Source organism: Candidatus Similichlamydia laticola (assembly GCF_003339615.1).
Lineage (GTDB): Bacteria > Chlamydiota > Chlamydiia > Chlamydiales > Parilichlamydiaceae > Similichlamydia > Similichlamydia laticola.
On the sequence record NZ_QQBG01000028.1, the window covers coordinates 1 to 25,265 of the forward strand.

General features: G+C 44.0%; 20 protein-coding genes. 10 read left to right on the forward strand and 10 right to left on the reverse strand.

Translation table 11 applies throughout. The annotated features are described in order from the left end of the window. The coding region (locus tag HAT2_RS03940) for a hypothetical protein (RefSeq protein WP_220253891.1) at positions 1-186 on the forward strand (186 nt) is incomplete at its 5' end. 41 nt (positions 187-227) lie between these two features. Here HAT2_RS03940 and HAT2_RS03555 read toward each other — a convergent pair. Next, a complete protein-coding gene (locus HAT2_RS03555; protein WP_181860369.1) occupies positions 228-803 on the reverse strand; it encodes an RsmD family RNA methyltransferase in 576 nt (191 codons plus the stop codon). A gap of 206 nt (positions 804-1,009) precedes the next feature. On the opposite strand from HAT2_RS03555, the gene HAT2_RS03560 reads away from it, so the two are divergent. The 3 genes from HAT2_RS03560 to HAT2_RS03570 are packed head-to-tail and all read left to right on the forward strand — an operon-like array spanning position 1,010 to position 3,725. Continuing rightward, on the forward strand, positions 1,010-1,831 hold the full coding sequence (locus tag HAT2_RS03560; protein WP_114544635.1) for a hypothetical protein: 822 nt from the start codon (positions 1,010-1,012) through the stop codon (positions 1,829-1,831). Continuing rightward, positions 1,831-2,958 (forward strand): cysteine desulfurase family protein, encoded by a 1,128-nt coding sequence (locus HAT2_RS03565; protein WP_181860370.1) that lies wholly within the window; start codon positions 1,831-1,833, stop codon positions 2,956-2,958. Before HAT2_RS03560 ends, HAT2_RS03565 begins: the two co-directional genes overlap by 1 nt. After that, a complete protein-coding gene (locus HAT2_RS03570; protein ID WP_114544637.1) occupies positions 2,952-3,725 on the forward strand; it encodes a NifU family protein in 774 nt (257 codons plus the stop codon). The genes HAT2_RS03565 and HAT2_RS03570 overlap by 7 nt, the downstream gene beginning before the upstream one ends. On the opposite strand, the gene HAT2_RS03575 is transcribed toward HAT2_RS03570, so the two are convergent. Continuing rightward, positions 3,650-4,237, reverse strand: coding sequence for a histidine phosphatase family protein (locus HAT2_RS03575; protein ID WP_181860371.1), 588 nt, complete (start codon positions 4,235-4,237; stop codon positions 3,650-3,652). The two genes, HAT2_RS03570 and HAT2_RS03575, sit on opposite strands and share 76 nt — an antisense overlap. After that, complete coding sequence (locus tag HAT2_RS03580) at positions 4,230-4,862, reverse strand: 2,3-bisphosphoglycerate-dependent phosphoglycerate mutase (protein WP_220253892.1); 633 nt, start codon at positions 4,860-4,862, stop codon at positions 4,230-4,232. Before HAT2_RS03580 ends, HAT2_RS03575 begins: the two co-directional genes overlap by 8 nt. 297 nt (positions 4,863-5,159) lie before the next feature. Here HAT2_RS03580 and HAT2_RS03585 point away from each other — a divergent pair, with 297 nt between their 5' ends. Further along, positions 5,160-6,506, forward strand: coding sequence for an inorganic phosphate transporter (locus HAT2_RS03585; RefSeq protein WP_181860372.1), 1,347 nt, complete (start codon positions 5,160-5,162; stop codon positions 6,504-6,506). Between the two features lie 8 nt (positions 6,507-6,514). Here HAT2_RS03585 and groL read toward each other — a convergent pair whose 3' ends face one another. Further along, complete coding sequence (gene groL / locus HAT2_RS03590) at positions 6,515-8,137, reverse strand: chaperonin GroEL (protein ID WP_420885377.1); 1,623 nt, start codon at positions 8,135-8,137, stop codon at positions 6,515-6,517. A 23-nt stretch (positions 8,138-8,160) separates the two neighbouring features. Continuing rightward, complete coding sequence (locus HAT2_RS03595; protein ID WP_114544642.1) at positions 8,161-8,448, reverse strand: co-chaperone GroES; 288 nt, start codon at positions 8,446-8,448, stop codon at positions 8,161-8,163. 212 nt (positions 8,449-8,660) lie between these two features. Between HAT2_RS03595 and HAT2_RS03600 the strand changes: the two genes are divergently transcribed. After that, positions 8,661-10,550, forward strand: a complete 1,890-nt coding sequence (locus HAT2_RS03600) for an ATP-dependent helicase (protein ID WP_147267526.1) — start codon at positions 8,661-8,663, stop codon at positions 10,548-10,550. Here the strand turns inward: HAT2_RS03600 and HAT2_RS03605 are convergent. Further along, positions 10,522-11,307 (reverse strand): hypothetical protein, encoded by a 786-nt coding sequence (locus HAT2_RS03605; RefSeq protein WP_114544644.1) that lies wholly within the window; start codon positions 11,305-11,307, stop codon positions 10,522-10,524. The two genes, HAT2_RS03600 and HAT2_RS03605, sit on opposite strands and share 29 nt — an antisense overlap. 149 nt (positions 11,308-11,456) lie before the next feature. On the opposite strand from HAT2_RS03605, the gene rpsT reads away from it, so the two are divergent. Together rpsT and HAT2_RS03615 are read left to right on the forward strand one after the other, a co-directional pair. Continuing rightward, complete coding sequence (rpsT, locus tag HAT2_RS03610; RefSeq protein WP_114544645.1) at positions 11,457-11,756, forward strand: 30S ribosomal protein S20; 300 nt, start codon at positions 11,457-11,459, stop codon at positions 11,754-11,756. Positions 11,757-11,785: 29 nt separating this feature from the next. After that, a complete protein-coding gene (locus HAT2_RS03615; RefSeq protein ID WP_147267527.1) occupies positions 11,786-13,246 on the forward strand; it encodes a CocE/NonD family hydrolase in 1,461 nt (486 codons plus the stop codon). Here HAT2_RS03615 and HAT2_RS03620 read toward each other — a convergent pair. From HAT2_RS03620 to HAT2_RS03630, 3 genes are read right to left on the reverse strand one after another with little or no spacing between them, the layout of a single operon-like run. Then, the gene (locus HAT2_RS03620) at positions 13,213-14,922 is read right to left on the reverse strand and encodes an ATP-dependent DNA helicase (RefSeq protein ID WP_114544647.1); all 1,710 of its coding nucleotides are present in this window, start codon (positions 14,920-14,922) and stop codon (positions 13,213-13,215) included. The genes HAT2_RS03615 and HAT2_RS03620 overlap by 34 nt on opposite strands. Continuing rightward, entirely contained in the window at positions 14,912-18,235 is a 3,324-nt protein-coding gene (locus HAT2_RS03625) for a UvrD-helicase domain-containing protein (protein ID WP_114544648.1), read from the reverse strand. The genes HAT2_RS03620 and HAT2_RS03625 overlap by 11 nt, the downstream gene beginning before the upstream one ends. After that, a complete protein-coding gene (locus HAT2_RS03630) occupies positions 18,138-21,110 on the reverse strand; it encodes an exodeoxyribonuclease V subunit gamma (RefSeq protein WP_181860373.1) in 2,973 nt (990 codons plus the stop codon). The genes HAT2_RS03625 and HAT2_RS03630 overlap by 98 nt, the downstream gene beginning before the upstream one ends. 278 nt (positions 21,111-21,388) lie before the next feature. Here HAT2_RS03630 and HAT2_RS03635 point away from each other — a divergent pair, with 278 nt between their 5' ends. Both HAT2_RS03635 and HAT2_RS03640 read left to right on the forward strand, forming a co-directional pair. After that, entirely contained in the window at positions 21,389-22,606 is a 1,218-nt protein-coding gene (locus HAT2_RS03635) for an MFS transporter (protein ID WP_114544650.1), read from the forward strand. Between the two features lie 122 nt (positions 22,607-22,728). Next, entirely contained in the window at positions 22,729-23,781 is a 1,053-nt protein-coding gene (locus tag HAT2_RS03640; RefSeq protein WP_114544651.1) for a hypothetical protein, read from the forward strand. Positions 23,782-23,920: 139 nt separating this feature from the next. Here the strand turns inward: HAT2_RS03640 and HAT2_RS03645 are convergent, their stop codons facing one another. Continuing rightward, complete coding sequence (locus tag HAT2_RS03645; RefSeq protein ID WP_114544652.1) at positions 23,921-25,264, reverse strand: hypothetical protein; 1,344 nt, start codon at positions 25,262-25,264, stop codon at positions 23,921-23,923. Between the last annotated feature and the right edge of the window lies 1 nt (position 25,265).

Below are 25,265 nucleotides of genomic sequence, written 5' to 3' on the forward strand. Positions count from 1 at the left end.
ATTGAATTCTACGCCTCCAAAATTCTTATCTCTTTAAGGAGATTGGAGCTATCGTGTCTCTACCTCATACAAATTGCTGAAGAACACGGACTAAAAGGCAATAAGATAAAGGATTTGCTCAGACAAGCCTTAAAAGAAACCCCATTTGAGACTGAAGACGTCTTGACTGCCTTATTAGGGGAATAGTCATAACCGGTTTCCTTTAACAGATTTTCCTCCTAAACCGATCAGATGGGTTCACCCCCCTCTGATCGGTTTTTTTGTATTGAGAAAAAAGAAAGAACCGTCTTCCCGTAAAGGCGTCTCTTGTAAGTGCCCTTCCACTCCGAAAAAGGGATAGACGAACGCAAAGCGTGCTCTAAAACAAAACATCCTCCAGGAAGAAGCAAACGAGTCATCCCCTGAAACAGATCTTTAGACTTAAACCACCTCTCGACATAATCGTAAGGAGGATCTGCAAAAATCCAGTTAAACTGCTTACGTCCTACTAATCTTTTCATTGCTGTCTCTACAGCTACAGGAAAAATAAAAAAATTCATTTCAAATGCTAATTTCTTCTTGTTTGTAGCCATGATCTTACGTGAATTTGGACAGCGATCCACTGCAATCACTTGCTCTGCTCCACGACTCAAGGCCTCAAGACCCAAAACTCCAGAACCAGCGAACAGATCGAGGACGGAATCTCCTGCAACACAAGGCAAAATCTCAAATAAAGCCTGACGAACAAGAGATGAAGTCGGTCGTCCACAAGCAGCTTGAATCTGCTTTCCTTTCCACTTTCCACCTGTCAACTTTAAAACCAAAATATCCCTCTCTGTTTATCGAGGCTTCGAGACAAATAAAGATTTTGAAATAATTTGTATAAAAGCAAAAGGGTTTATGCAAAAATGTTGTTGTTTTTCTTCTCGTTCTCTAAAGGGAGCCGGAAAGATTGTGTATGGGGTTGTGCTAAATCAGAGGAAAGCAAGACACTCCTCCTCGATCGCATCCCCACTAGGGAGAATTTCGGATGTTGCTTTTTCATTTTAAGACTCTTGGGTCTACGCATCGTTGGTTGCAGCAACACTTTTTTGAAATCGTTGACGGTGCCTCTAATACGTCCATTCCTTGTGCAGGAGTGACAGCTGACAAACAAACTGAGGCAATGGAGGGGGTAGAGTGGCTCTCTTTCCCAGGGAATCTTTGCTGTTCTTTACTCATCCCTATTTCAGAGCACATCTCAAGAAAAGACTGGGGTTTATTCTCTTTAATCGGAGCAAGTAGCCTCTGTACAACCCTCAAAGGGTTAACAGGGCTTGAAACGACTGCAGAAGAGATTTGGACGAGTTGGCCTGGCAGCGTGAAGAGCAAAAAGGGGAAGTTGGGGGCTCTTTTAGTAGATACCATGGAAAATCCTTTAGAAAATCGTTGGTTTGCACTCCTCAGCTTTTCTGTTAACCTCAACCATTCCTTGGCTACTGGTTGTTCAAAGGAAACCATTAGTGAGACATGCATTCTAGAGAAGTTGAACGAGAGACATATTTCTACAGAAAAGTGTTTTCTTGCTCTCTATAAGCAAATTTCGAAAGACTTCAAGCTGCTGTTCTCTGGGAAAGTAACCCCTCTCTTGAGCTCTATTAGAAAATGGGTCAACCAAGAGCCATGTATTCGCTTCAAATACGAAGATGAATTTTTCTCTGGAAAGCTCTTGGACATTTTAGATGATGGTTCTGGGGTTGTAGAGCTATCTGATGGCAAACAAGCTATTTTCCACGCTGGAAGTGTGAGTAAACTCGAATGCTTGAACCTATCAAAAGAAGAGTCCATTGTAGAACATTACTCAAGAGCGTAATGTCTTATTTCGATCATCATCTCGCAACATTTGTCTCTTCTGCTGTGATACAAGAAATGCGCAAGATATGGGCCTTTGAATATGCCTCTCCTTTATCTGCTCATTCCAAGGGACAAGCCCTTATCCGAGAGATGGAAAATGCATGTCAGCGCATTTATGCTTTTTGCGGAGCCAATCCCAGGGATTGGTCTCTTTTTGTTTTCCCTTCTCATGCAGAAGCGATCCAGCAAGCTTTCTGGTCCGTTTATTTTGAAATCTCTCGTTATTCAGGGCGCAACCATTTCCTTGTCTCTCGCTTTGGAGAACCATCTGCACAATGTTTTGCTCATAAATTACACGACTTAGGTGCTCATGTCACGCCACTCACTCCGTCTGCCGAAACCGGAGTGGTTGACCCTGCTGCGTTACAGGAGCATTACACTATTAAGACATCTCTCCTGTCTGTAAGTTGGGCACATGGCATAACAGGGTTAATTCAACCTCTTGAATCGCTTGCTCAATTTTGCAAAGAGAAGGGGATCCTGTTCCATGTAGACGGCTCTTACATCGCTGGAAAAATTCCTCTTCAACTACAAGAACGTGATATCGATTTCTTTTCTCTAAACGGCGAGCAGATCCATGGTCCTAAAAGTGGGCTTCTCTTGGTTCGCAAACCTCTTCGACTTGATCCTCTTGTCCTGCACCAAAAAAACGACATGCCTTCTGATGCTGCCCTGTTAATCGGCATGGGAGAAGCAGCTCATGAAGCCTCTTCACATCGTCTAGAATGGAGCACAGAAGTGGCTCGCTTGAGAACTCGATTTGAGAAACAACTCGAAAGTCACTTGTGTAAGACACTCTTAACAGAACGTAAACGACTCCCTAACTGTTCCGTTGTCCTTTTTCCTCATGTACATAGTGAACTGCTGGCCTATGAACTTAACCAGCGCGGTATTTTTATCTCTCCTTCCCCCTTATTATCTGACTTTTTGAAAACACAACGACTGCTTATCCAGGAGCCTCCAGGAACTGTTTACTCGACGCTTTCCTTCTCTTTTGCATATAACCAAACACGTTCAGAAATAGATGAGAGTTGCTCCATTCTTAATCAAGTCGTCGCCCAACTACGCTGTCTTGCTTCATGCTAGAACGTTCTATTTGGTCTCTCTACTCTAAAACCGCGAGACAAATGATCCGAGAAAAGCGACATGCCAATGTTATGCTTCAAGAATCGTCTGATACACTTCTTGTTCTTGGCCAAGGAGGCTCCCTATTACAAGGTTCTTTTGTTAACTTATCCTTTCTTTTCTCAAAAAAAAATGGACAAGTTGAGGCATGCTCTTATTCTCTTTTTGGTAATGAGCGTTTAGTTCTTCTTTGTGAAAGTGGCTGTTCTTTTTGCGTCCAAAAAACATATCGCCAGCTTGAAACATTGACGGGGGAAAATCTTCTATACCACTTGCAAAAGGTTTTGGGACCACTTACAGCAACAGCTTTAAGTGGATATATTAATATCTTTTTAGACGGACTCGTCCAAGCGTGCGAATGTTGTTCTCATTTGCCCTGTCAGGTCGTAACCCCTTGCTCTTCACTCTCTCCACCAGAACGGTATATAGAAGATTGGGATCAGCTACCTCAAGAAGACCGTCTACATATTTTGGAAGACATTCTAGAAACACAGATTAGGCCTTTCTTAAAACTGGATTCAGGCAACATTCGAATCATTTCTTTAGACACACCCTTCCATCTTCGCATTGCTTATGAAGGCTCCTGTGTCGGTTGTCTGGCAGCGTACGGATCGACTCTTGGCACTATTCAAACAATTCTAAAAAAAGGCATTCACCCTTCTTTAGGCGTGAGTGTCGAAGAGACCAAAGAGCCCTTCCAACTCCATCCTGAATCTTCTCGGGCATAGGAATAACAACTCAGAACAGGTAAATCCCAACCATGACAAGCATCTGTCTCTCCTAAAAGCCTTTCATGCAGGATTTGAAGAACGAATGGCTCCGCAACCAGAAGCGTGCCCTCTTCTCCCTCTATACTCGGAAGAATATCCTTTTCTAAAAGATGTAAACTGTCCTTTTTCAAAAGCTCTTGCTCACTATTCCTTTCTAGAGTTAAGGCCGCTTCAGGGTAAATCCAGAGACAGCGTGATAAGGATGCAGCAAGATTAGGTTGATACCAATCCGAATATTCTGACTCTCTGTGTGAAAACAATACACAAGCATCAGGCTGTCCCTGAGCAAGGATTTGAGATGTATGTAGGGCCCGAATGGAACGCGAAGAAAAAATTCTCCCTAAACGAAAACGAGACAAGTTTTGTCCCAGCTCCCAAACAGAGACACGCTCTTCTTCGTTAAGGGGAAGATCATAAGCCATGGCGTCACCTTCTGATTCCCCATAACGTACCAAAAATAGATTACCCACGTGAGATCCTCCCCTCTGAAGAGTAGTCATAGAACCTCGGAATACCTGTCCCTAACTCCAGATGATTGACAGCGTCTTCCTTAATTTGTTCCAAATGAATGATGAGGGAACGCAGAGAATTAGCATGTGCGACAACCAAAACATTCCACCCTAAAACAAGACATGGAACAACATATTTTTCAAAAAAAGGAATCACCCTCAAAGAAGTATCAAAAAGGCTCTCCCCACCAGGAGGCTGATCGTATAATCCTCTCCTCCAGCAATGAACTTGATGCTCACCATAACGTTTCATGACATCCTTCTTGACTAATCCTTGTAAATCTCCATAAAACCTCTCATTAAGAGATTCATGACAGAAGATGTCGAGATGACCCTTCTGAGGTGTGCGAGAAGAAAGAGAATGATGGACGGAAAGAGTTGGACGATCTCGACGTTTTGAACAAACAAAGAGGGCTGTCATCACAGCACGAAACAAAACCGAGGTAAAAACAAGATCTATTCTATCCTCAGCTAAATCGTCTCCAGCCTGAAACGCCTCTTGCATGCCTTTCTCTGTTAGGGGGACATCAACCCAACCCGTAAATCTACCACTCTCATTCCAGGCGGATTGACCATGCCTTAACAAGATTAATCTCCCCATAAACCTAGTCTCTGAATAAAACTTTGTGCACTTCTCTGCCAGGAAATGCTCTCCTGACACACTACGTTACAGAACCAGAGTAAGACAAAAAAGGGAATCTCTCTTTAAAAGTAGAAGAAAGATTTACCAGGAAAAATATCTATGCATTACATGCGATAAAATACCCATCCACGATGCTCACAAAGGGCATCCAAAATAGGGAAACGAATCTGAATCAAAAAATTAATGGAGCAGTCCGCTGTGATCTTTTTGTTTTTTTTCTCTCTCTGTATTGGTTTTTACATGGCTTGGAACATAGGTGCTAGTGACGTGGCCAATGCTATGGGGACGTCCGTTGGATCAGGAGCTCTCTCTCTTCGTCAAGCCGTTCTCCTTGCAGCTTTCTTTGAATTTCTAGGAGCCTCTCTGTGTGGAAACGAAGTTATTTATACATTGCACCAAAACATCATTGATCTTTCTGCTTTTCAATCTCAAGCAGCTCTGATTGCAATTGGAATGAATGCTTCTCTGCTCGCAGCAGGCATCTGGTTACAAACAGCCTCCTACTTTGGATGGCCTGTTTCCACAACACATACCATCGTTGGAGCTATGGCAGGATTTGGCTTTCTTCTCCAAGGCACAAAAATCATTCAGTGGAAAACTCTTTTGGCAATCAGCTCGACTTGGATCCTCTCTCCTCTAGTCGGGGCATTCTTGTCTTTTCTCCTTTTCTATTTTTTGCGTACCTATGTGCTCAGTGCAGAACACCCCCTGAAACAAGCTAAAAAATGGATTCCACGGCTCTTCGCTCTCTTTGTCTTATGCATTTATCTGATCTTCAGCTTACGTTATCCTATCTCTCTCGCCTCCATGATAGGAGGATCTGGAGGAGCAGCCTGCTTAGCCTACATCGGTTGTCTCTTTTTTTTGAAAAGGCAAAGTCACTTTTCCAGTCATGAAAAGGATCACAACAAAGAACTGTGTGAACAAATCAACCTACACCTTGAAAATGCACTTGCCTCTCTACAACTGGCCAAAGAAATAGCTCCCTCTAGACAATGGATCCACGCCCTACATCCGAAAATAGAAGCGCTAGAACGAATCAGAAAAGAATTGAAAAAGGAAAAGCCCCTAGAAGAACACGCCTTAGTCGAGAAAGCCTTTTCCTATATGCAAATTGCTTCGGCTTCCCTTATGGCTTTCTCCCACGGAGCAAATGATGTCGCTAATGCCGCTGGTCCACTTCTGATCAGCCTCCGTGTTATGGAGGGACATACCAACCGCTCACTCTCCGTTAAGTGGGTACTTATCTGGTGTGCGACTGGTATCGTTTTCGGATTGGCTCTTTGGGGATGGAGGGTGATTCATACTGTAGGGAAGAAGATTACAGAACTCACACCAAGCAGGGGATTCTCTGCCGAATTTGGATGCGCTCTAACCGTTATGCTCGCCTCTCAACTCAGGATGCCTATCTCAACAACACACACCCTCATTGGCAGCCTCCTTGGCATAGGCCTGGCTAGAGGATCAGGAAACCTAAACCTGAAAACCCTGAAAGGAATCTTCTTGTCTTGGTCCATCACAGTTCCGGCTGGGACAATCCTTTGCTGGATTATCTTCTACGCTATTAAGCCTTTCTTTCTTGGATAAGAAAAAATCTAGTAGGCTGTTTCTTCCATTTCCTCCTCTTCCTCCTCTTCCGAATCAGTCACAACACAACCACTCGTTAACATGAGACTCGCGACGGAGACAGCCTTGCTTAAAGAAACAACAACGACAGCAACAGGATCAATAACAGCTAGCTCAAACAGATCGCCAAAAGAACCTGTCAATCCATTATAACCCCAGTTAGGATTCGAATTCTCGTAGATCTTTCCTGCAATCAACGAACCATTCTCACCACAATTAGAAGCAATTTGTGTAGCAGGGGCAAAGCAAGCCTGTCGAATAATGCGCACACCTACAGCTATTTCCGGAGAAACCTCCTTTTCAAGCTTCTCTAGAACAGGCACAGCACGCAAAAGGGCAACACCACCTCCAGGAACAACCCCGTCTGTCAGAGCCGCCCGTGTAGCATGTAAGGCATCCTCAATGCGATCCTTACGCTCACGCGCTTCCGCTTCAGTAGCAGCTCCTACATAAATAACAGCTACACCATCCTGCATTTTGGACAGACGCTCAGCTAACGCCTCACGCTCATAAGCAGCATCCGTCTTTGACAAAAGAAGACGAATTTGCTCACACCTCTCCTCGATCTGAGCTTTATCTCCACGACCCTCCACAACAACTGTTTCTTCTTTTGAGACGCGAATCTTTCCAGCTCGACCTAGAACAGAAAGGTCCGCATTCTCCAGAGAAAGCCCAGACTCAGAAGAAATCAACTGAGCACCTGTCAAAATAGCCAGATCCTCTAGCTTCTGCTTTCTACGGTCCCCAAAGTCGGGTGCCTTAACGGCACACAGAGGCATACCTCCCTTGATTTTATTGAGCACAAGCATAGCTATAGCTTCTGACTCAATCTCTTCTGCAACAATTAGGAGAGGTCGACTGCCTTTCTCTTCTGAAAAACGCTCTAAAAACTTTACCAGCCCTGTCACACCTGAAATCTTCTTCTCTACAAGAAGAAGAAAGGCATCTCCAAACTCACAAATCGACTTTTCTAGATCCGTAACAAAATAAGGTGAGACGTACCCCTTAGAAAATTGCATGCCCTTGACAACTTCTAACTTCGTCTCAATGGACTTGCTCTCCCCAATCGAGATGACACCTTCTTTTCCAACTTCTTGAATGGCTTCCGCAATAATCGACCCAATTTCAGAATCATTGTTGGAAGAAATCGTGGCTACTTGCGCAATTCGCTCGCTCGTCTCTACTTTAGAGCCCATCTCACGTACAACGCGACAAACACGCTCAGTAGCCAATTCTAACCCCATCCTCAAAGAAGAAACATCTGCTCCAGAAACTACAGCCTTCATACCTAAACGCAAAATCTCATTGCCCAGAACAACGGCTGTAGTTGTACCGTCCCCGGCCAAATCGGCTGTTTGAGATGCAATTTCTTTCAGTAACTGAGCACCCACATTCTGTAAAGAATCCTTTAGCACGATCTCTTTCGCTACAGAAACACCATCTTTCGTAGTAACGACAGACTGTCCTCGCCCCAGCATGACAGTCCTGCCTTTAGGACCCAAGGTAACGGAAACAATCTTTGCTAAAGTTTGAGCACCCTCAGCTATCGACTGACGCGCTTCGTCTCCCAACGTCACGATCTTCTTTTCCACCATAACCTAAACCCCAAGTCCTATTAAGAAGGCAGAATGCCCAAAATGTCTTTCAAAGAAACAACAAGAAAGTCTTCCCCTTCAAACTGAATCTCCGAACCAGAATAGGAAGAAAATAAGACGCGGTCGCCCTCCTTAAGCTCGACAGGAGAAGGGGACCCAGAAGAAAGGTCTTCCTCTCCACAACGAACCACGACACCTTCACAAGGTTTCTCTTTCACTGTTTCAGGTATAAGAATACCTTTTTTAGACTGAGCTGAAGCACTTCGCTTGATTAAGACACGGTTCCCCAAAGGCTTAAGCTTGGCCATAAGCTCCTCACATTCCTGGTACGACTTTGATTAGAAAATAAAACAACTCTCCGAGAGAAGAGGGATAGCATTGTATCTTCGTTGACCAATTTCGTCAAGAAAGCCACCCTCTGTTTTTGGCAAAGAGGACTGAAGACTGCTAACTTCTCAACCTAAATGAAGAAAAAATTTTATCCTCATTAAAGCCATCTCATGATCCGAGGAATTTGATCGTGCACTTTAACAAACAGCAGCAAGAAATTTTGCTTCACACAGAAGGCCCCCTTCTTGTTCTTGCCGGAGCAGGAACAGGCAAAACAACTGTTTTGACCTCTCGACTAGACCAACTAGTGAATCACCACTGCATTGCTCCAGAGCAAATCTTGACTTTGACCTTCACGAATCAAGCCGCAAGAGAGATGCGTTTCCGCATACGCAAAAAAGGAGTAGAAGGGAGTTGGATTGGGACTTTCCATCGCCTTGGTCACGACATTTTGCGACGCTGTCTTCCAGCTAGAAATATTCCTCAAACGACTTCCTTTTCTATATACGATGAAGAAGATCGTCGCAAGGTGCTCCGTTCCCTCTTAGAACGAGAACAGAGTTCACTTTCATGTTCTTTTTTAGAACAATTTTTAAAAGAGCGGAAAAACAATGGCCTTTCCAACGAGGCATGGGATCTACAAGAAGAAAAAAATCGCCTCTATCTCCTCTATGAGGAGCAGTTACGACAAGCTAATGCCCTAGACCTTGATGACTTGCTTCTTAAGCCCTTGGAGTTATTTCAAGCACACCCAGATATTCTCCACCAATACCGCTCACAATGGTTATATCTTCTTGTCGATGAGTATCAAGACACCAATGTAGCCCAAGCTGAAATGCTCTTTCTCCTTGGACAACCCCACTACAACATCTGTTTCGTTGGTGATCCAGATCAGGCTATCTATTCTTGGAGAGGCGCAACTATTCGCAACATCCTCAACCTACCCAAGGTCTTGAGAAACACACGCATCCTTCCATTGGAACAAAACTACAGAAGTACAAACATAATCCTAAAAGCCGCGAATCAACTGATCTCTCATAATCAAAATCGGTTGCATAAAACCCTTTGGAGCCAATTGGGAGAAGGGGTTCCCCCCATAGAATACATAGCACCCTCTGACCTAGAAGAAGCTGCACAAGTTGTTCAATCTATTCTAGAGATGAAAGAGGAAGGACTCTCTTTTGGACAAATAGCAGTTCTCTATCGTACTCACGCAATTTCCAAATCAATCGAGGATGCTTTACTGCGAAAAGGTATCCCTTACACAATATTCGGAGGGCCTTCCTTTTACCAAAGAAAGGAGACCAAAGACGCCTTAGCTTTTTTGCAGATCTTGCACTCACCCCAAAACTCTTGTGCTGCAGAGCGTCTTCTCGATCTTCTCCCGGGCGTGGGAAAAAAATGCAAAGGACGTTTAATGATCCATTTGAGAGAAACAGGGAATTTTTTAAGAGCCCTAGAGAAGGGGATTGCACCATGTTTTAAAGCAACTCAACAACAACGAAATAGTCTCACAACTCTTTCTCGTTTTCTCTCCAAACTCTCTCCGAATACTTTGCCTCTTTCTCTCCTCATCCAAGACATTATCCAGTCAGACCTTCTTCATAACTCCCTGAAAGAACCAATTGAAGAAAGACGACAACAATTAGACGAATTCTTTCTGCGAACCGTAAATTGGGAAACACAGGTCCCCCAACTTTCCATAGAAGAATTCTTGTCGACCATAGCCCTCAGTTCAGAAAAGAAAGAGAAAGGGGAAGCACACGAACGCGTTCAACTCATGACCATTCACTATGCTAAAGGCCTTGAGTTTGAGGCCGTCTTTCTTGTTGGACTCGAGGAAGGTGTGTTTCCTATAGGGGAAGAATCTTTAGAGGAAGAAAGGCGTCTTTGCTATGTCGGTATGACACGAGCCAAACGTTATCTTGTTTTGACACATGCCCAAAAACGTATCCTCTGGGGCAGCCTCCGTTTTCAAAGACCAAGCCGATTTTTAGAAGAGATAACGGATGAATTCTTAGATCGTACCTTTCTTCGACCTCACCATCCGTTTAAACCCTTTCCACGCCATCAATCTTGATCTTAAACAATCTACTTCTCGGCTCATCTCGAGCCAAAAGGTCTGTTTCCAAACAAAAACTTCCTTCAGCTAGCAACAAGACCTCTTCTTCGGATAACCGGAAAAACATCCAACGAGCTAACTCTTCAGGGAATTCTTCACGCAATTTACTCCAAGCTTTACGGTACTGCAGCTGTAGCAAGTAATGCCTTACTAGAGCCGAGAACCATCCTCCCCCTACGAGGGCATAAGTGATCTTGACAGAAGAAAAAGATCCAATAAGTAGCAATCCAGCAGGAAGAAACCAAGACAGAACCCACAGAAGAGGGATCCAAGTTTTTTGAGAAAAGAAAGGTCCCCAAAACCTCCTCAAGGAAGAGGAGGAAAGGGCATAAGCTAAGTGCTCATCAAAGCAACCCTCTTGAAAAGAAGAACGTGCTGCGTGAGACAGCTCATGCGCCAAAATCTCATCAAATGAACAAAAAAAGGCTGCACCTGGATTCACCGTAACGGTAATAAAACCTTCCTCGGATACAGCACAAGAAGCCGCATGCCAAGGCCAAAAACCGGATGTATTTTCTTTTACCTCCACCCAAGAGGGAGAAATACCCCAATGCCATTCCAAAACTTCTAGCACAGCAGTATGGGTCGTCTGATTAGGGACGCTTTTGGAAAGAAGGCGTGCCCTCTCTTCCCATTCCCTCCAAGATTCTCCTGGACCAGGAATAATTCCTTTACAATCCATTTCAACTAATAAACTTTCTCTTGCCTTACTCATAAGTCAGCCTTGGCAGGTTTCTGCGAATATGACTAAATTTATCCAGAAGGGACACGATTAGCAATCTCCGTTTCCAAAAGGGAGACCTTGACGATATAAGCTTTCTCAAAACAAAATGGAGGGGGGTCGGTTACTCTTAGGGAGACAACATGCAAAGGGAAGAAGGAAAGAAAGTCAAAAAGCAGACTTCTGCAGAGAAGAGAATCGTGCAGGCAGAAAAGAAAAGACAGTGTAATCGTGCTGCCAAGTCCCGCATCCATACATCTGTTCGTGCTTTGCTTTCCTTTATTCAAAAAAATGAGGAAAGCTTGGCCTCAGAGGGTCTAAGCCGTGTGTTCAGTCTTTTGGATAAGGGACTAAAAACTGGTCTTCTCAAGAAGAATCGTGTTAGCCGCGTCAAGTCAAAGCTCTCAAAAAAGACGCACTCGCTTAAAGCGTGTGGGGTCTGAGGCAAAGTAGGGGCTTTGCCTTTCTCTTTTTGAGTAGTTTTTCCCTTCAAGCCAACCCTCTTTTTAAAAGAACTCTTGACTTTCCCTCCCTTTCTGAGAGTTGCTCTTCTTTTTGCCTTCTCTTACCTATGCGAGATGGTCATGAGTCAGAGGTTGTCTTCTTTACACCTAGTTGCGTGGACCCGCCTTGGCCTTGCATTCTCGTTCGATCCCCTTACAAATTAGAGTCCAACTTCCTAGAAGAAGTTCTCCCCTTAACAAAAGAAGGGTATGGTGTTGTCTTTCAGAGAACGCGCCGGAGCTGGTGTGGCCTCTTGAGTTTGTTTACGAGCTCGCAGAAAATCACCGAAGACACATTTGACATATGTGCTTGGCTTGTTGCTAGTCCTTATTGTAATGGATCCATCGGCATGTGGGGTTTATCCGCCTCAGCTATTATCCAGTCCCTCGTAGGCGGACAAGAGATACCCGGATTGAAAAGTCTCTACATGGTCAGCACCACGTGTCGCTTTATTAGGGATGTTCTTTTTTCAGGAGACGTTGTCCGTAAAGACATCGTCCGCAACCGCATCGGTCTTTTGCTGCAAAGTTTTATGGGACTCTGCTCCTTTCAAGAAGAATCTCCTTTCTTTCGCATGGTCGAACCAAAGAGATACGTGACACCTCAACAGAGGCCTACACTTTACTGCACAGGTTGGTACGATTTTTTCTCCAAAGGGACCATTGACACCTTCTTGGAGCACCATCAAGCGAATCCCTCCAAAAGTATTCTGATCATTGGGCCTTGGTCTCACATTCCTATGACAGATTCGCCCTTCTTCTTTCAAAACGAAAACAATCTACCTTTCGACTGTTCTCCCAAAAAGTGGTTCGATCACCATCTTAAAGGTGAAAAGTGGACAGAAGACATCTCTTCTCTCTACTACGTCCTCCATCCCCAAGAAGGCCATTGGAAAAAAATGCAAACTTGGCCGATCCCTAGCCAAAACACGACATTATCCCTCTCCCAAGAGCCCGAGACATGGCTCATAGTAGAACATGACCCATCTCAACCTGTCCCAGCAACCAAAGACTGGACTCTTCAAAACCACGCTGCCTCAATAGGACAAGAAGTATGCCAACACCCTTTCGTACAAAAACATCTTCTCAACTTTGAACCACAAAGTGAGACTATCATCACAGGGACACCAAGGTTACAACTCTCTTTCATCAAAACAGAACAGACTTCTTTCATTGTTCGGTTATGCCACATCTCCTCTCAAGGAGAATGGCGACCACTCTCTCAAGGAGCAAAGAAGTTAGAAGCGAAAAAGCTAAAATACGTCTTCGATTGTTCACCAACCAGCTTTCTTTTAAAGCCTGGTGAAAGGCTAGGATTGCTTTTCTCGTCTTCCTCCGATCCTTCTCTCCAACACTCTGAAGTGCCTACTTCTGTCACTCTCAATCTTGAAAAGAGTCAAATCATCCTCCCTATAGAACAATCGCCTTGATCAAAGACTCGCATTAACCCAGATTCACTCCTCAATAGGCTTTTAGAAAGAGCTAGATCTAATTCCGAACGATGGGCCCACAAGGTGATGCCTTTCTTGGCCCTTGTTAAGGCAGTGTAAAGAAGCTGTCGGTTGAGCAAACGAGAACTTGCTTTTGGAAGAATGACTACAACATGATCAAACTCACTTCCTTGAGACTTATGAACAGAAATACACCAACCGTAACTAAGGTCATAAGAAGACATCTCTTTCTTTAAAAAGTCACCTGACTCTTCTCGATAAAGAAAAGTTACTCTCCTTTTGGTGAGGGGATCGAGAGCTTCTTGCACATGTACTTGAATCAGTCCCTGATCTCCGTTACAAAGACCTTCAGAAGGGAAATTTTTGGTGACAAAAACAGGCATATAAAATGTGTCTATACCCCTCTGACGAGCCTGACGGCACATCCAGAGCGTGATTGAGAGATTAGCACGTTCACTTCCTGATTCACCAACACGAATAGGTACTAAAACTTTCAATGTATCCATTAAAATAAAAGCCTGCTCTTCAGACGCCCATAACCATTTCTTCAACTCCTCTCCAAAAAGAGAACAGATCTCTTCAAACCAATCCGAGACAACAGGTTGTTCAATCCAACGAAGAGAAGGGTCTTCTTGAAGAAGAGCAAAGCACAATTCCCGATCTCCGGTAAGAACATGCTGAGTTAAAGCTCCCAACCCCTCTGTCTCCATTCGAACAGAAGTTTCCAGTTGCGTCACCAGCTGATACCTCTTGCCCCATTCGACAAGCAAAGAAAAAGCTCCGTCCATCTCAATAGAAGGCAGCTGATTCATGTCCCCCATGAAAAGAACACGTGCACCTGTTGGAATGGCTTGCAAAAGTTCTGCAAAAAGAAGGGCATCAATCATGGAACACTCATCCACTAAGATGAAATCATAAGGAATTGGGTTCATGCGTGAACGAAGAGGTGATGAATGAGATAACCCTAAAGCTCGATGAATCGTTCCAAAAAAGCACGTCTCGGTAGAGGAGAACCTCTTTTTCAGGTTAGCCACAGCTTTACCTGTAGGAGCAAGAACAGCTACACGAAAACCAGAGGAGAGAGCCAACTGAATGACAGCAACAGCTGTAAAGCTTTTCCCTGTTCCAGGACCACCTAAAAGGAAATGCACTGCTTGTCTTTGCACGGATTCAAAACAGACTTGTTGTTCCGGATTCAAGACAGCAGGGCAGGGAACCTTAGCCCAAGACAAGAAACAAGGGGCCTGGCTCAAACGCGTTATTTGATGCAAAAGCGTATCTAAAACGCCCATAAACCGAGGCAGAAGGAAATAATCCCCCACACGATAGAGCAAAATGGGAGAGAAAGGAGACCAAAAAGAGCCTAACCAAGATGGAGAAGCCTCTCTTCCCTTCCGAATCCATGCTTCTAAACGCTCCAGGAATGCCTCATCTTGTTCCAAGAGCTCCTCCTCGACAAGATCATAAATGGAGGGATAAACAGATTGGCCCGTGATACGGACACAAAAGTGTCCTGCTCGGGCTGCCTTAAAAACAAAAGCTAAAAGGGGATGGCCATCGTCTCCTTGAGAGTCCCACGACTTTGCAAGATGTATCGTCTTCTTGTCTAAGTATGAGCAAAGAACCATCCAAGGTTTTTCAGGATTATCTAGCATGAAAAAAAAGGCCCCGCTCTGCTCTAAGAAAGAAAAGAATGGAACCTCCGAATGTCAAGGAACTCCCCTCCAAACGTCTTGTCACCGCGGAGGCATAAAGACCAATTTGCTCCAAATAACCGTGTTCTTCACAACAACGCATCAAATGCTCTTCTGAGTAACAAGACGGTTCTGATCCTAACCAATTCGACTTCCAATCAAGAAGAAAGACTTGCTGATCCTTCTGGATCAAAAGATCAATAACTCCCTTCCATAGATCCCCGTGTCTTCGCATACCGCTGAAACAAAAAGGAAACTCCGTCACACACTGATGCGCTGGAATCTCCTCTAGAGAGACATCTAAACAGGGAAGCTTTCGAGTTAGAGTACCCTTCAAAAGAAAAAGAAGATTTTCTTGCTCTTCCTCTTTCATAGGACAAGGCGCTCGAGTCCCCATCATCTCCTTCCAGTAGGATAGGCAAAAATGACGATCTATCACAAGACGAGATAACAACTCGTGTAAAAAAGTCCCTATTTGAGAACCCCTTGGAAGATCCATCCAGTTTGACCAAGACGAAGAAAGAGGAGCTGTAATACTTTTCGTGAATAGAATTTTACTATGGGCCTGTGAGCACAGTTGGTAAAATCTGGACGGTTTCCAAACAACGGCTTTCTCTTTTTGAGGCAAAAGAAGTTGTTCTTTCAGAGGTTCCCTTTCCGAATGGGCCAAGGGTTGGGCCAGCAAGTTTTTCTCTTTCAGAAAATGTTGAAATTCTTCAAAGAATCCCTCTGCAATGACCTGGTAAAGGGCTTTGTAATCGCGACCAGAGGCAGAAAAAGAGGCTGCAAAGAGTTCAATAGGAGCCGCTGAACCACGCTTAGGACTAGTTTTCATTTTTTTAGCAGAAGGAAGGGGCACAAAAAGGTGCTCTTTAGCCCGAGTCAAAGCGACGTAAAGTAAACGCAGCTTTTCGGCATCACACTCATCTAAATAACTTTCTAACTCTTTAGAAGGCAAGGAAGCACCTAAAACAGTTGAAATGTCTCCTTCTTCTAGTTGTACCCACCTTGCATCTAAGCTAGTCCGAGAAGAAGAACGATCCGCTAAGCCCAAAGCGAAAACACAGTCAAATTCGAGTCCTTTAGAAGCGTGAATTGTGAGTAACTGAACAGCAGGAGCGAGGTAATTTTGAGGTAAAATCTCTCCCAACACATGCTGGCCTGACATGAGCCTAAGCAACCAATCTAAAATACTAGCAGGGCTCCTCTTCTCCTTTTCAAAAAGAGAAGAGATCAGCTGTCTCCAAATTAACCTTTCTCGTAGGGAAGTCTCCTCCTGAAACGCTTCTCCGAGAGTCCTGTTTTTCCAATGGACTTGAGTCAAAGCTGCAAATAGAGCGGGCAAACCTTCATCTCTATAGACCTGAAAGAGGTAATGTAAAATGCATTTGACATCTAACCAAATTTGGCTCTGATGCAAAAGGTTCCAATCAAAACCAAAAAAGGGTGTTAGTAAAAGACGGGGCAAGCAATGGACCGTTTGATCCCAAACAGATGTTAAAATAGCCCACATCCAACAAGCAACCGTCTTCATTTCCTCAGGAAAGATTCTTGGAACATGGACGGGAATTCCTTCCATTTCCTTTAAAAACTCTTTAGCCATCGTATGTCGAGAAACAAGAACAGCAATTTGACTAGGGCAAAATCCATGCTGAATAAGATGATAAATACGTAAGGCTGTCTCTCGAAAAAGAGAAGACCAAGATCCGTCCCATGACAAAAAATGCACCCGTTGCTCAGAAACCTGATCGAGATGATGCGCAGAAACGGAAACAGGATGAATAGATTGCTTCGTTTTAGGTAAGAACATCCAGTCTTTAGATGAGGAGAAGAGTAAATTGAGAGTCTCAATCAAAGAAGACTGTGATCTAAAATTTTTTTCTAAAGTGTAACTCTGAGATAAAGAAGTAGACGCCTTAAAATAGGTATAAACATCACTTCTACGAAAAGAGTAGATGGATTGTTTCGGATCTCCAACTAACACGAGCCTTACAGGAGATGGGGGAGAAAAAAGCAAATCAAAAATCTTCCACTGTAATGGGTCTGTATCTTGAAACTCATCGATGATGACATAAGAAAACTTCTCACGACACTCCTTTAAGAAGGCCTCCTGCTTCCCTAGTTTCTCTAGAAGCATAGTCAAAAGGACATCAGGTTGAGCACCCTTGTAAGCTTGGACAGATTGCCACCAAGGGGAAGCAGACAGGTGAGCAACAAGTTTAGAAATAAACAAGTGACCCTTGGCTAAATAGCGCAACTCTCTTCTAAACTCTTTTTTCAAAAGATCAGCCCAAGAGAGATCTAAAGGCCCTCGAAATCGTTTTAAAAGAAGATCAGAACCAATCAAGGATAATCCTGACCCAATAGCATGAAGGGAAAGAAGGTCAATCTTTCTAGAAGAAAGAGCCTGAAGACAAGAGTTTAAAATATTTTTTTTAAGAGATTTTTCAGTAGAAAATCCTCGAAAAGGAAATTGTGCCTTTAGGCACTCTTCCCAAATCAGAGAGGGAGAAAGTCCAAATTTTAAGAAACGATAACGTAAAGAAACAAGAGTCTGTTCCCAAGAGAGGTCCCGATGACGAATGGGATAGACGTTTTCTTGACCCAAAAGATCTTGATACAGAGAGAAGGAAGAGAAAGACCATCGTTGCTCGACTAGATAGTCCCATTCCTCGTAACGAAGAGGAAAAGACTCTGTGCCTAAAGTCGCATGTAAATAACGAGCAAGGTAGATAGGTCCTATTTGCTGCAGCCACACTGAACTGTTCACAAGAGCAGGTAATTGAAAAACATGATCTTGTTGTAGAAGAAACTGGCAGAAACCGTGAATGGTAAAAATGGGAAGCCGATCTACTCCTTCTAGGCCCATTTTCAAAAAACGTTTAACCTTATGAAAAGAGTTTGCTTCTAAATAGGGCTGAAAATAATCTGGAAATTGTTCTCGGTCTTCTTTTTGAGATGAACATAACGCACAAAAAGAGGTAAGGGCCTTCCGAATCCTGGTCACCAACTGTCGTGCGGCCTTGCGTGTGAAGGTCATCATCAGAATATTTTCGGGCTGCATCCCTTCTAAAAGAGCGCGAATGAAGAGATGTTCGATAGAAAACGTCTTCCCCGTTCCAGCAGAAGCTTCAATAACAAACGATCCAGACGACTCAAAGTCCCTAGAAAGGACATTAAACGCCTGCGTCAAGACCACCCCCAAACAGTTGGAAGAAGAGTTCTTTGACCTTCTTCTCAAAAGGGAGAACCAGAGAAGCCCATCCTTTTTCAAAAAGCCTCTCCTTCTCCTGGACAGAAAGAGAATCCTCCAGCCTCTTTAGCAACCAACTATGCGGAGTCGTTCCTGACGCACTTTTATTCCACCTATGTTCCTGCTTCGAATGACTCAAAAAAGGCCAAGGAAGAAGACAGGTTGAGCCTTGTAGACAAATTTGGAACAGCATATGTAACAATTGCTCAGCATCTTCTTGAAGAAAAGAAAGAGATAGACCCGATTCTAAACGTATTTTCCCTTCAAAGCCAAAAGCAGGAGGAAGTAACCGAAAAGCAAGAATGTCTGGAAGATAAGGAAGAAAAGAACGCACAGAGACAGACAAAGCTTGAGGCAGGAGCATGCCCTCTTCATCTACAGACAAATCGGATGAAAAAAAGCCAGTTATCCATTTCTTCCCTATCTGGAGAGCAGGAAAGAGATAACGATGTGAATCAACTTTTTCAGGCCTTAAGCAAGCTAAACAGCAAGAAATCTGATATGCCTCCTGTCTAACCTGACTTAACATGACTCGCTCCTCAAAAGTCGCGAAAGAAGAAGGCCAAGTCGAATAAATCCAATCTTGGGCTGCCTTTTGGTCTTGTTCTCTTAACACTTTACGAAAAAAAAACTGCTTAGAACAGAGTCCTAAAGGATCACAGACCTTTAAGGACTTTTCCCGAAGCAGGCGTCTCAAGAAAAAAGAAGCTGGTTGTTGCAGGAAGGTACGACACTCTTGCAAAGTAAGAGTCGTGGTAAAGGGGATAAGACGCAACCACTCTGTAGCTTCCTCTTTCGAAGAAGAATGAAGAAAAGGTTTGTCTCGAACAGCGTGTAATTGGTGTAGAGCATCAGGATAAGGTCTTGCTGTTGTCTCTAAGCCCTCTTTTTCTAGAAAAGCCAGTAATTCCTCTACCACCGGTGAAGCATGGATATCCTCTCGAGTTTGACTCTCGTGAGAAGGGGAATAGAGTAGAATTAGACGGTCTTGTGCTGCACAAATAGCTTCTAAAAAAGCGTAACGCTCTACAAGGGCAGAGCTAGGATGATACTCTCTTAAAGCTCCGCCGCACATCCATTCCTCTCGATCTGATCTTGGGAAAGACGATTCATCTAATCCCATCACCATGATAAGTCGATAAGGAAGAGCCTTCATCACAAGCAAAGGAGCAAAAGTCACAACGTCTACTGCTTCAGAGCCTTCCCAGCCTTCGAATAGAGAACAGCTCTCTTTATAAAGCTTTTCCCAAAAGAGCTCGGGATCAACGAGGGACGTAATCGACTCCCATAACCTTTTCTTTTCCAGGATCCAATGCTTCCAAGACAAACAATCCTTCTCTTCTTCTTCCAAAAGAGGAAAAAGTTCAAGAGCCCTTAAGAGTAAATCAATCCAAAAAATTGGAGCTGCTTTTTCCCGATAAAGAAAAGGAGAGAGAAGAGACGCACCTTCTTCTAGCCAGCTCAAACAAGCCTGAAAACAGGAACAGGTTTGTACAAAGTCTCGGACAGGCAAACAAGGGGTCGCTACGGAAGGAAACGAAGGAGGAAATTTTGTCATGTGAGGATGCTGAGGAAAGGAGAGTAGAGAGAGCAAGAGTCCAAAGGTAACCTCTTGCCAAGTCTTTCCTTGTTTCGACCCTTGTATTTGATGCAAACAAATTGCTTGATGTCGAGCGTCATACCCCCAGAAGTAGGGTTGCTGTTCAAAAAGGGCAACAAAATTTCTCCAAACTGTCCGATCAAACTGAAAACGTTCCCCCCAATGATGTTCGGAAAGAAGCTCTAAAACATCTTCTTTACCCCATTCACTCAACATAAATCTCATCCAACAAGAGAAACAGCTGAACCAATGAGAGGAATCTACCCGTGTGGACCAAAGGCGAAAGCCTACATCAACAAGAGAACGATCTGAAAAAACAGAAGTAATCCAAGCCTTAAACCGATGCATTTCTGGGGCAAGAACGAGGATGTCCTCTGGAGCAAACCCCTCGAGAAGAGCACGCCTGATTTCATCTTGTACAAGGAGGACTTGTTCTGAAAGATCAGGAGCACAATGAACTTTTAAACTTCCATCAACAACTAGACCCGTTTGTTCTCTTATGTTTTTTTGAATAGGACAAAGCAAAAGCCCTTCCTTAAGATGATCCAAAAGAGACGGTTCTCGCACACCCCAGACGACCTCCTCAGAAAAAATACTCTGACAGAAATAAGATTGTCTGGCTTTATGAGGATAAACCCCTTTGATGAGAGCACCGTAGTCCTCAAGAGAGTGTAGGAAAGATTTGGCAAATGTCCCGTAGGAGGCAAGAAGCGGATGGGGCTCTTCTAGCACCTGCTCTACCTTTTCAAGGTCATGGTCTGACAGTTCCTTTTGAAGCAGCCCACGGATAAGGAGATGCTTTCTAGGGCGTGATGCCCCTTCTCCCCAAAAAGAAGACGAAGGGGAAAAAGCATAGAGCGTAATTTCGATAGAGTGAGAGAGCCATTGAAGAATTTCAAGCTGAAAAGGAGAGAGCCAGTCCACACCGAAGAAATCGATGCAAGGGCCTAAAGCTTCTTTGGCTACAGAGGCTTGCGGATCGTCTTTTTGCCATTTTTTCAAATGGTCCCATCTTGTCTTTCCCTCTAAGAAAAGTTTTTTCCAAAGTGCAAGTTGGTGCTTTTTTAACGAAGTTTGGCGTTGAACCGGATCCATCTCTCCAGCGTGCCTGAAAAACTGTTCCAGTTTGGAATAAAAATCGGCGCGACCAACCATTGAAGAAGGAGAAGCAGCAGAATCCGTCAAAGCTTCTACAAGATGCCAAAAAAGTTCTTCACCAAAAGAAGATGAAGCATAGGAAAGATAGAGCTTCGGAAAGAGCGCGAGTAAACAGTAATGGTCTAAACCCCAAGACATACCATGCTGGCGAGCTAGACAATGGTCCAACCACATTGAACAAGCTCTCCCTGAGGAAAAAACGACCTGTTTCGCAAGACAGGGCCGTTGTTTGGACCTTTCAAAAAATAGACTCGATAAGGCGTGACAATCATGGCTGAGAAAGCAGGTCCAATAGGGAGACATAGGAAGAATATCTCTGATATGAATTACCCCTGTTCTGTAGAATACGCCATTCATCCAGATAAAGAGTACAGGTTCGTCCAATCTGCTTTACGGGTGTGCGGGAGTGGTTTGTAATGGGGAAGCATGACACTGTTCAGGAAAGAAAAAATATTTGGGCCTTGGCAACGTGTCAGTTTCTTTCCGCGTTCAACGAAGACGTTATCCGCATGTTTGTCGCCCTCTTCCTTTTAAATCATGCCGAAGGGAAGAATGTTTGTCGTGCCAGTTCTTTTTCTTACCTTGCCTATTGCTTACCCCATTTTCTACTTTTCGGAACAGCTGGTGCTTTGGCCGACCGGTTTGATCGAACACGTGTCTTCGTCCTTTCCAAGTACGCTGCCCTATTCGCGTCTTTCCTCACGACCCTCTCTTTCTATGTGAATCGTCCACCATTCGCCTTGGCTGCACTTTTTCTTTTCTTCTGTCATGTAGCGATTCTTAATCCCTCTAAATACAGCCTTATCCCAGAGTTAGTCCCGGGCAAACAAATCACAAGAGTAAATTCTTTTTTTTCTATTGTAAATATCGTTGCTGGAATAGTAGGGCAGCCGCTTGCGGCTCTTTTAATTCAAACAACAAACAAATCATTCACGACTTGCTCTTGTTTATGCTGTCTGGCCGCACTTTTTGAGATCCTTCTTAGCTCGCAACTATCCAAAAGAGCTTCTACCTCTTGGCAAACTTCTGAGTTAACTCTCGATCCAATAAAAAATTCTATATATGTCTTGGATACCGTGAGGAAGTCTAAGCAACTCAGACCGGTTGTACTTCTCTACTCTTTTCTTTACTTTTCCACCGGAGTCTTGAAGATTAACATTATCCCCTATGGCATGATCGAAATGGGAATGAAGGAGACAGAAGGCGCCTTCCTCCTAATTTTTTCCGGTCTAGGCTTCATTATTGGGTCGATTGTCTCAGGTTCCATCACAAAAAAAGGAAGGCACTTGCGCGTCATTTATTTTGTGACAAAATTGACCGGCCCACTCTTTTTCCTTTTTTATCTTTTACACTCTCCCCAAACAGTCATTCCTCTCTTGGCTCTCTTTGGACTTCTGACCGGGATGGTGTTTGTATCTATAAATAGTTTCATTCATTTAGAAGCTCCCCCAAGCTTGATAGGAAAAATTTATGCCGCAACGAGTTTTTCGGGGGTTTTTGGATCACTCTTTGCTTCAGGATTTACCCTTATTTTTAGTCATGCACCCAGAGATGTTTTTGGATTTCTATCTCCATTCATGGTCTTATTTGCATTTCTATTTAGTAAAAAGTTATCCCAATCCATAAGGTGTTGAGTGTCTCAACCTCTTTTTGTGCTGAGAGTGGCGTAAGGATCTGTTTTTAGTCACTTGCGAAAAAAGCCATCATCCCATAAACAAGGGGGGTATGCTCTGAGCTTTCTCTCATTGTGCATTGATTGGACACGATTCATCCAATTGGAATGCCTATTGGGCGACTGTATGAGAAAAATTCTTTTCCATTTTTGGAGGTTCCTGTGAAAAAAAAAATGCTATCTCTTCAAGGGCTGACAGCTGTCCTTCTTTTTTCGTCTGTCAGTGCTTTGGCAGCAAACCCTATGTTAGAGGAAAGAGATCTATCTGAGACCTCAGACTACGGTGTCATGGTTGGTGGTTTCCTTGAGGGATCCCGGCAGAAGGACTTCAAGGCTCCTTCAAGCACCTCGGCTGGGAATTTCGACTCAATTTGCCGCAATTCTGCTGTTGCCTCAATCGGCTTTTCTGCTTTTGGAAGAGTTTGCCTGGGTGTTGAAGTAGGAACAAACCAAGCAGACGGTATCTTAACACACACAGTTGGAGCTATGCGCAACGAGTTGGCATTCGAAGGAAAGCCCTCTCTTGTTTGGGGTGGTAAGCTGGGTGTGATGTTCTACTCAGAGAATTGCCTTAAGGCAAGCGGTCAATTGGCTTACCGTCAATCCAGTATGCAGATCCGTTCCTTGAAAGGGGGAGTGGCCCGCAGGAAGTTCTTGCTTGTACCAAGCTTAGACACAAGCGGAAACAAGAAGGGTCTCATGGTTGTGCCAGAAGACCAAGTTTCTAGCTACTCGATTCCTACCACTGTAGTAGTTGACGACGCTGTTTTGGCTCACATGCCCCACATCATCTACGACCCACAAGCTACCTTCGAATACTCTCAGTATGAGCTAGCCGTTCGATTTGCTTACGGACAACAAAACATGATGTACGCTGGAGCAAAGGTTTTGTTCGGCACAAGCACTTTCTCTTCTGAGCTTATGAACATCACCAACTACGCTGGTCAAATGATCGAAGCTCCAGTTTTGGATGCATACCTAGGAACTTCTGGCATCAAGAAGATCGAGGGGACTCGTTCTTCCTACATTGCTCCATTGGTTGGTTTCATTGTGGCAGACAAGTGTGCACAGATCGATGTTTGCGCAACGCTTCTTGCTCAACAGGACGTTACTGTTAAGGCCTCTGTCTCTTTCTAGGTGGTGACCCTAGAAGGGGCCATAAACCTCAGGATCACCTCCTCAGCGGCTTATCGCTAGAGGAGCTGTGAAAAGGATCTTTCAGGTCTTCTTCACAGCTCCGGCTCAAGCCGGAGAGGGGGTTTTCTTTTGTGTATTTTTAGAAGGCGTAGCCAAATCCTAGAGCTGTTCTTGTTGAAACAGGATAGTTCCCAATAACGGGCATACCACAAGAAGCCTCGAAGACCATCCTCAAATGGTCAGAAACGGCGTAAGAGAGAGAAACCTTTGGTCCCATTACATTAGCACGGCTAAAGAATGGATCTCCTGTCCGAGCCACTCCCAAATCAGAACGCATTGAATTGCGTAGCCTTGATCCAAGAGCTAAATCTGTCTCCTTAACTGAAAAGGGCTCTACGTAACAAACCTGAGCATCAAACTCAATATCCCCAGCTTTCTTGGTTTCTCCTAGGTGAAGGCCTAGAAAGAAAGCCTTGTTGTAAGGTCGTCTTGGGTCGTACTTCCTGTAACGATGATTAAGAGCAATACCAGCGTACATGGCATAGTCCCCGTACATGCCTCCCTTTCTGCGCAACCCAAGAACATATTGAGAGTTCAAATAAGCAAAAGAGTAGTTCCTAGGTTCGAGAGCAACAAGATCCAAGTCTTCCCCAGCACTAGCCTGACGAATCACCTCGAAAGGGGAAACAATCTTCTCCCTAGATGTGAAAGAACCATAAAAACGGTCCCAGTTTACTACACTCGCTTCGACAAAGAGACCACCCTTCAAATTACCAATTCGTACTACTCCCAACTGACCAATATGCCCCTTCTCAGAGTCTGTCATGAAAACACCTCCACCCAAAGTGAGATCCAAAGTGCTCTTCATGAAATCAAACCGAGTCCAAAGCCCATCAAAATAAGAACCGTATTGGACCTTAGAAAAAGCTAAATCTCCCATGCCCTGCCGTCCTACCTCGACACAACATTGCTTTTCTGAATCAGGAGAAGACCAAATCTGCAACCCAATATAAGCTCGATCTGTTTGAAAAGTAGTCTGAGGACGACCAGCTTGGAAGGCCATTGAAAAAGAAATCTCTCCATAGGAAACAGCGTCACGATAACGTAATTGAATAGCACTAGAAAGAGGACAGAAAAAAGTCGTGCCGGGTCGAAAGAGAGAATTCCAATTAGGATTTGTCAAAACATGCCTTGGAATAACCGTCGTGTCTACATTAGCATCGTAAGGTGTCACCAAAAAAGTCGAAACAACACCAGATAAATCGAGCCTTTTCTTTCCATCCTTTTCAAAGAAAAAACGATCAATATCGTCAGCAAACTCGACGATATCACTCTCAATATCGAGCAAATCATCCTCGAATTGATCTCGACCAAAAAGCAAACTTCCAGCGGATAATAACGCAGTAACAGTAAAACATTTTCTTAAAAAACGACCTAACCATATCTGACCGATTTCAAATGATCTATTTTTCCATTCTTTCACA

Coding starts and splice junctions, on each gene's coding strand:
- HAT2_RS03560 (WP_114544635.1), top strand. CDS start 1,010: ATGTTGCTTTTTCATTTTAAGACTCTTGGGTCTACGCATCGTTGGTTG.
- HAT2_RS03565 (WP_181860370.1), top strand. CDS start 1,831: ATGTCTTATTTCGATCATCATCTCGCAACATTTGTCTCTTCTGCTGTG.
- HAT2_RS03570 (WP_114544637.1), top strand. CDS start 2,952: ATGCTAGAACGTTCTATTTGGTCTCTCTACTCTAAAACCGCGAGACAA.
- HAT2_RS03585 (WP_181860372.1), top strand. CDS start 5,160: ATGGCTTGGAACATAGGTGCTAGTGACGTGGCCAATGCTATGGGGACG.
- HAT2_RS03595 (WP_114544642.1), bottom strand. CDS start 8,448: ATGGCCAAGCTTAAGCCTTTGGGGAACCGTGTCTTAATCAAGCGAAGT.
- HAT2_RS03605 (WP_114544644.1), bottom strand. CDS start 11,307: ATGAGTAAGGCAAGAGAAAGTTTATTAGTTGAAATGGATTGTAAAGGA.
- rpsT (WP_114544645.1), top strand. CDS start 11,457: ATGCAAAGGGAAGAAGGAAAGAAAGTCAAAAAGCAGACTTCTGCAGAG.
- HAT2_RS03620 (WP_114544647.1), bottom strand. CDS start 14,922: ATGCTAGATAATCCTGAAAAACCTTGGATGGTTCTTTGCTCATACTTA.
- HAT2_RS03630 (WP_181860373.1), bottom strand. CDS start 21,110: ATGTCTTGGGGTTTAGACCATTACTGTTTACTCGCGCTCTTTCCGAAG.
- HAT2_RS03635 (WP_114544650.1), top strand. CDS start 21,389: ATGGGGAAGCATGACACTGTTCAGGAAAGAAAAAATATTTGGGCCTTG.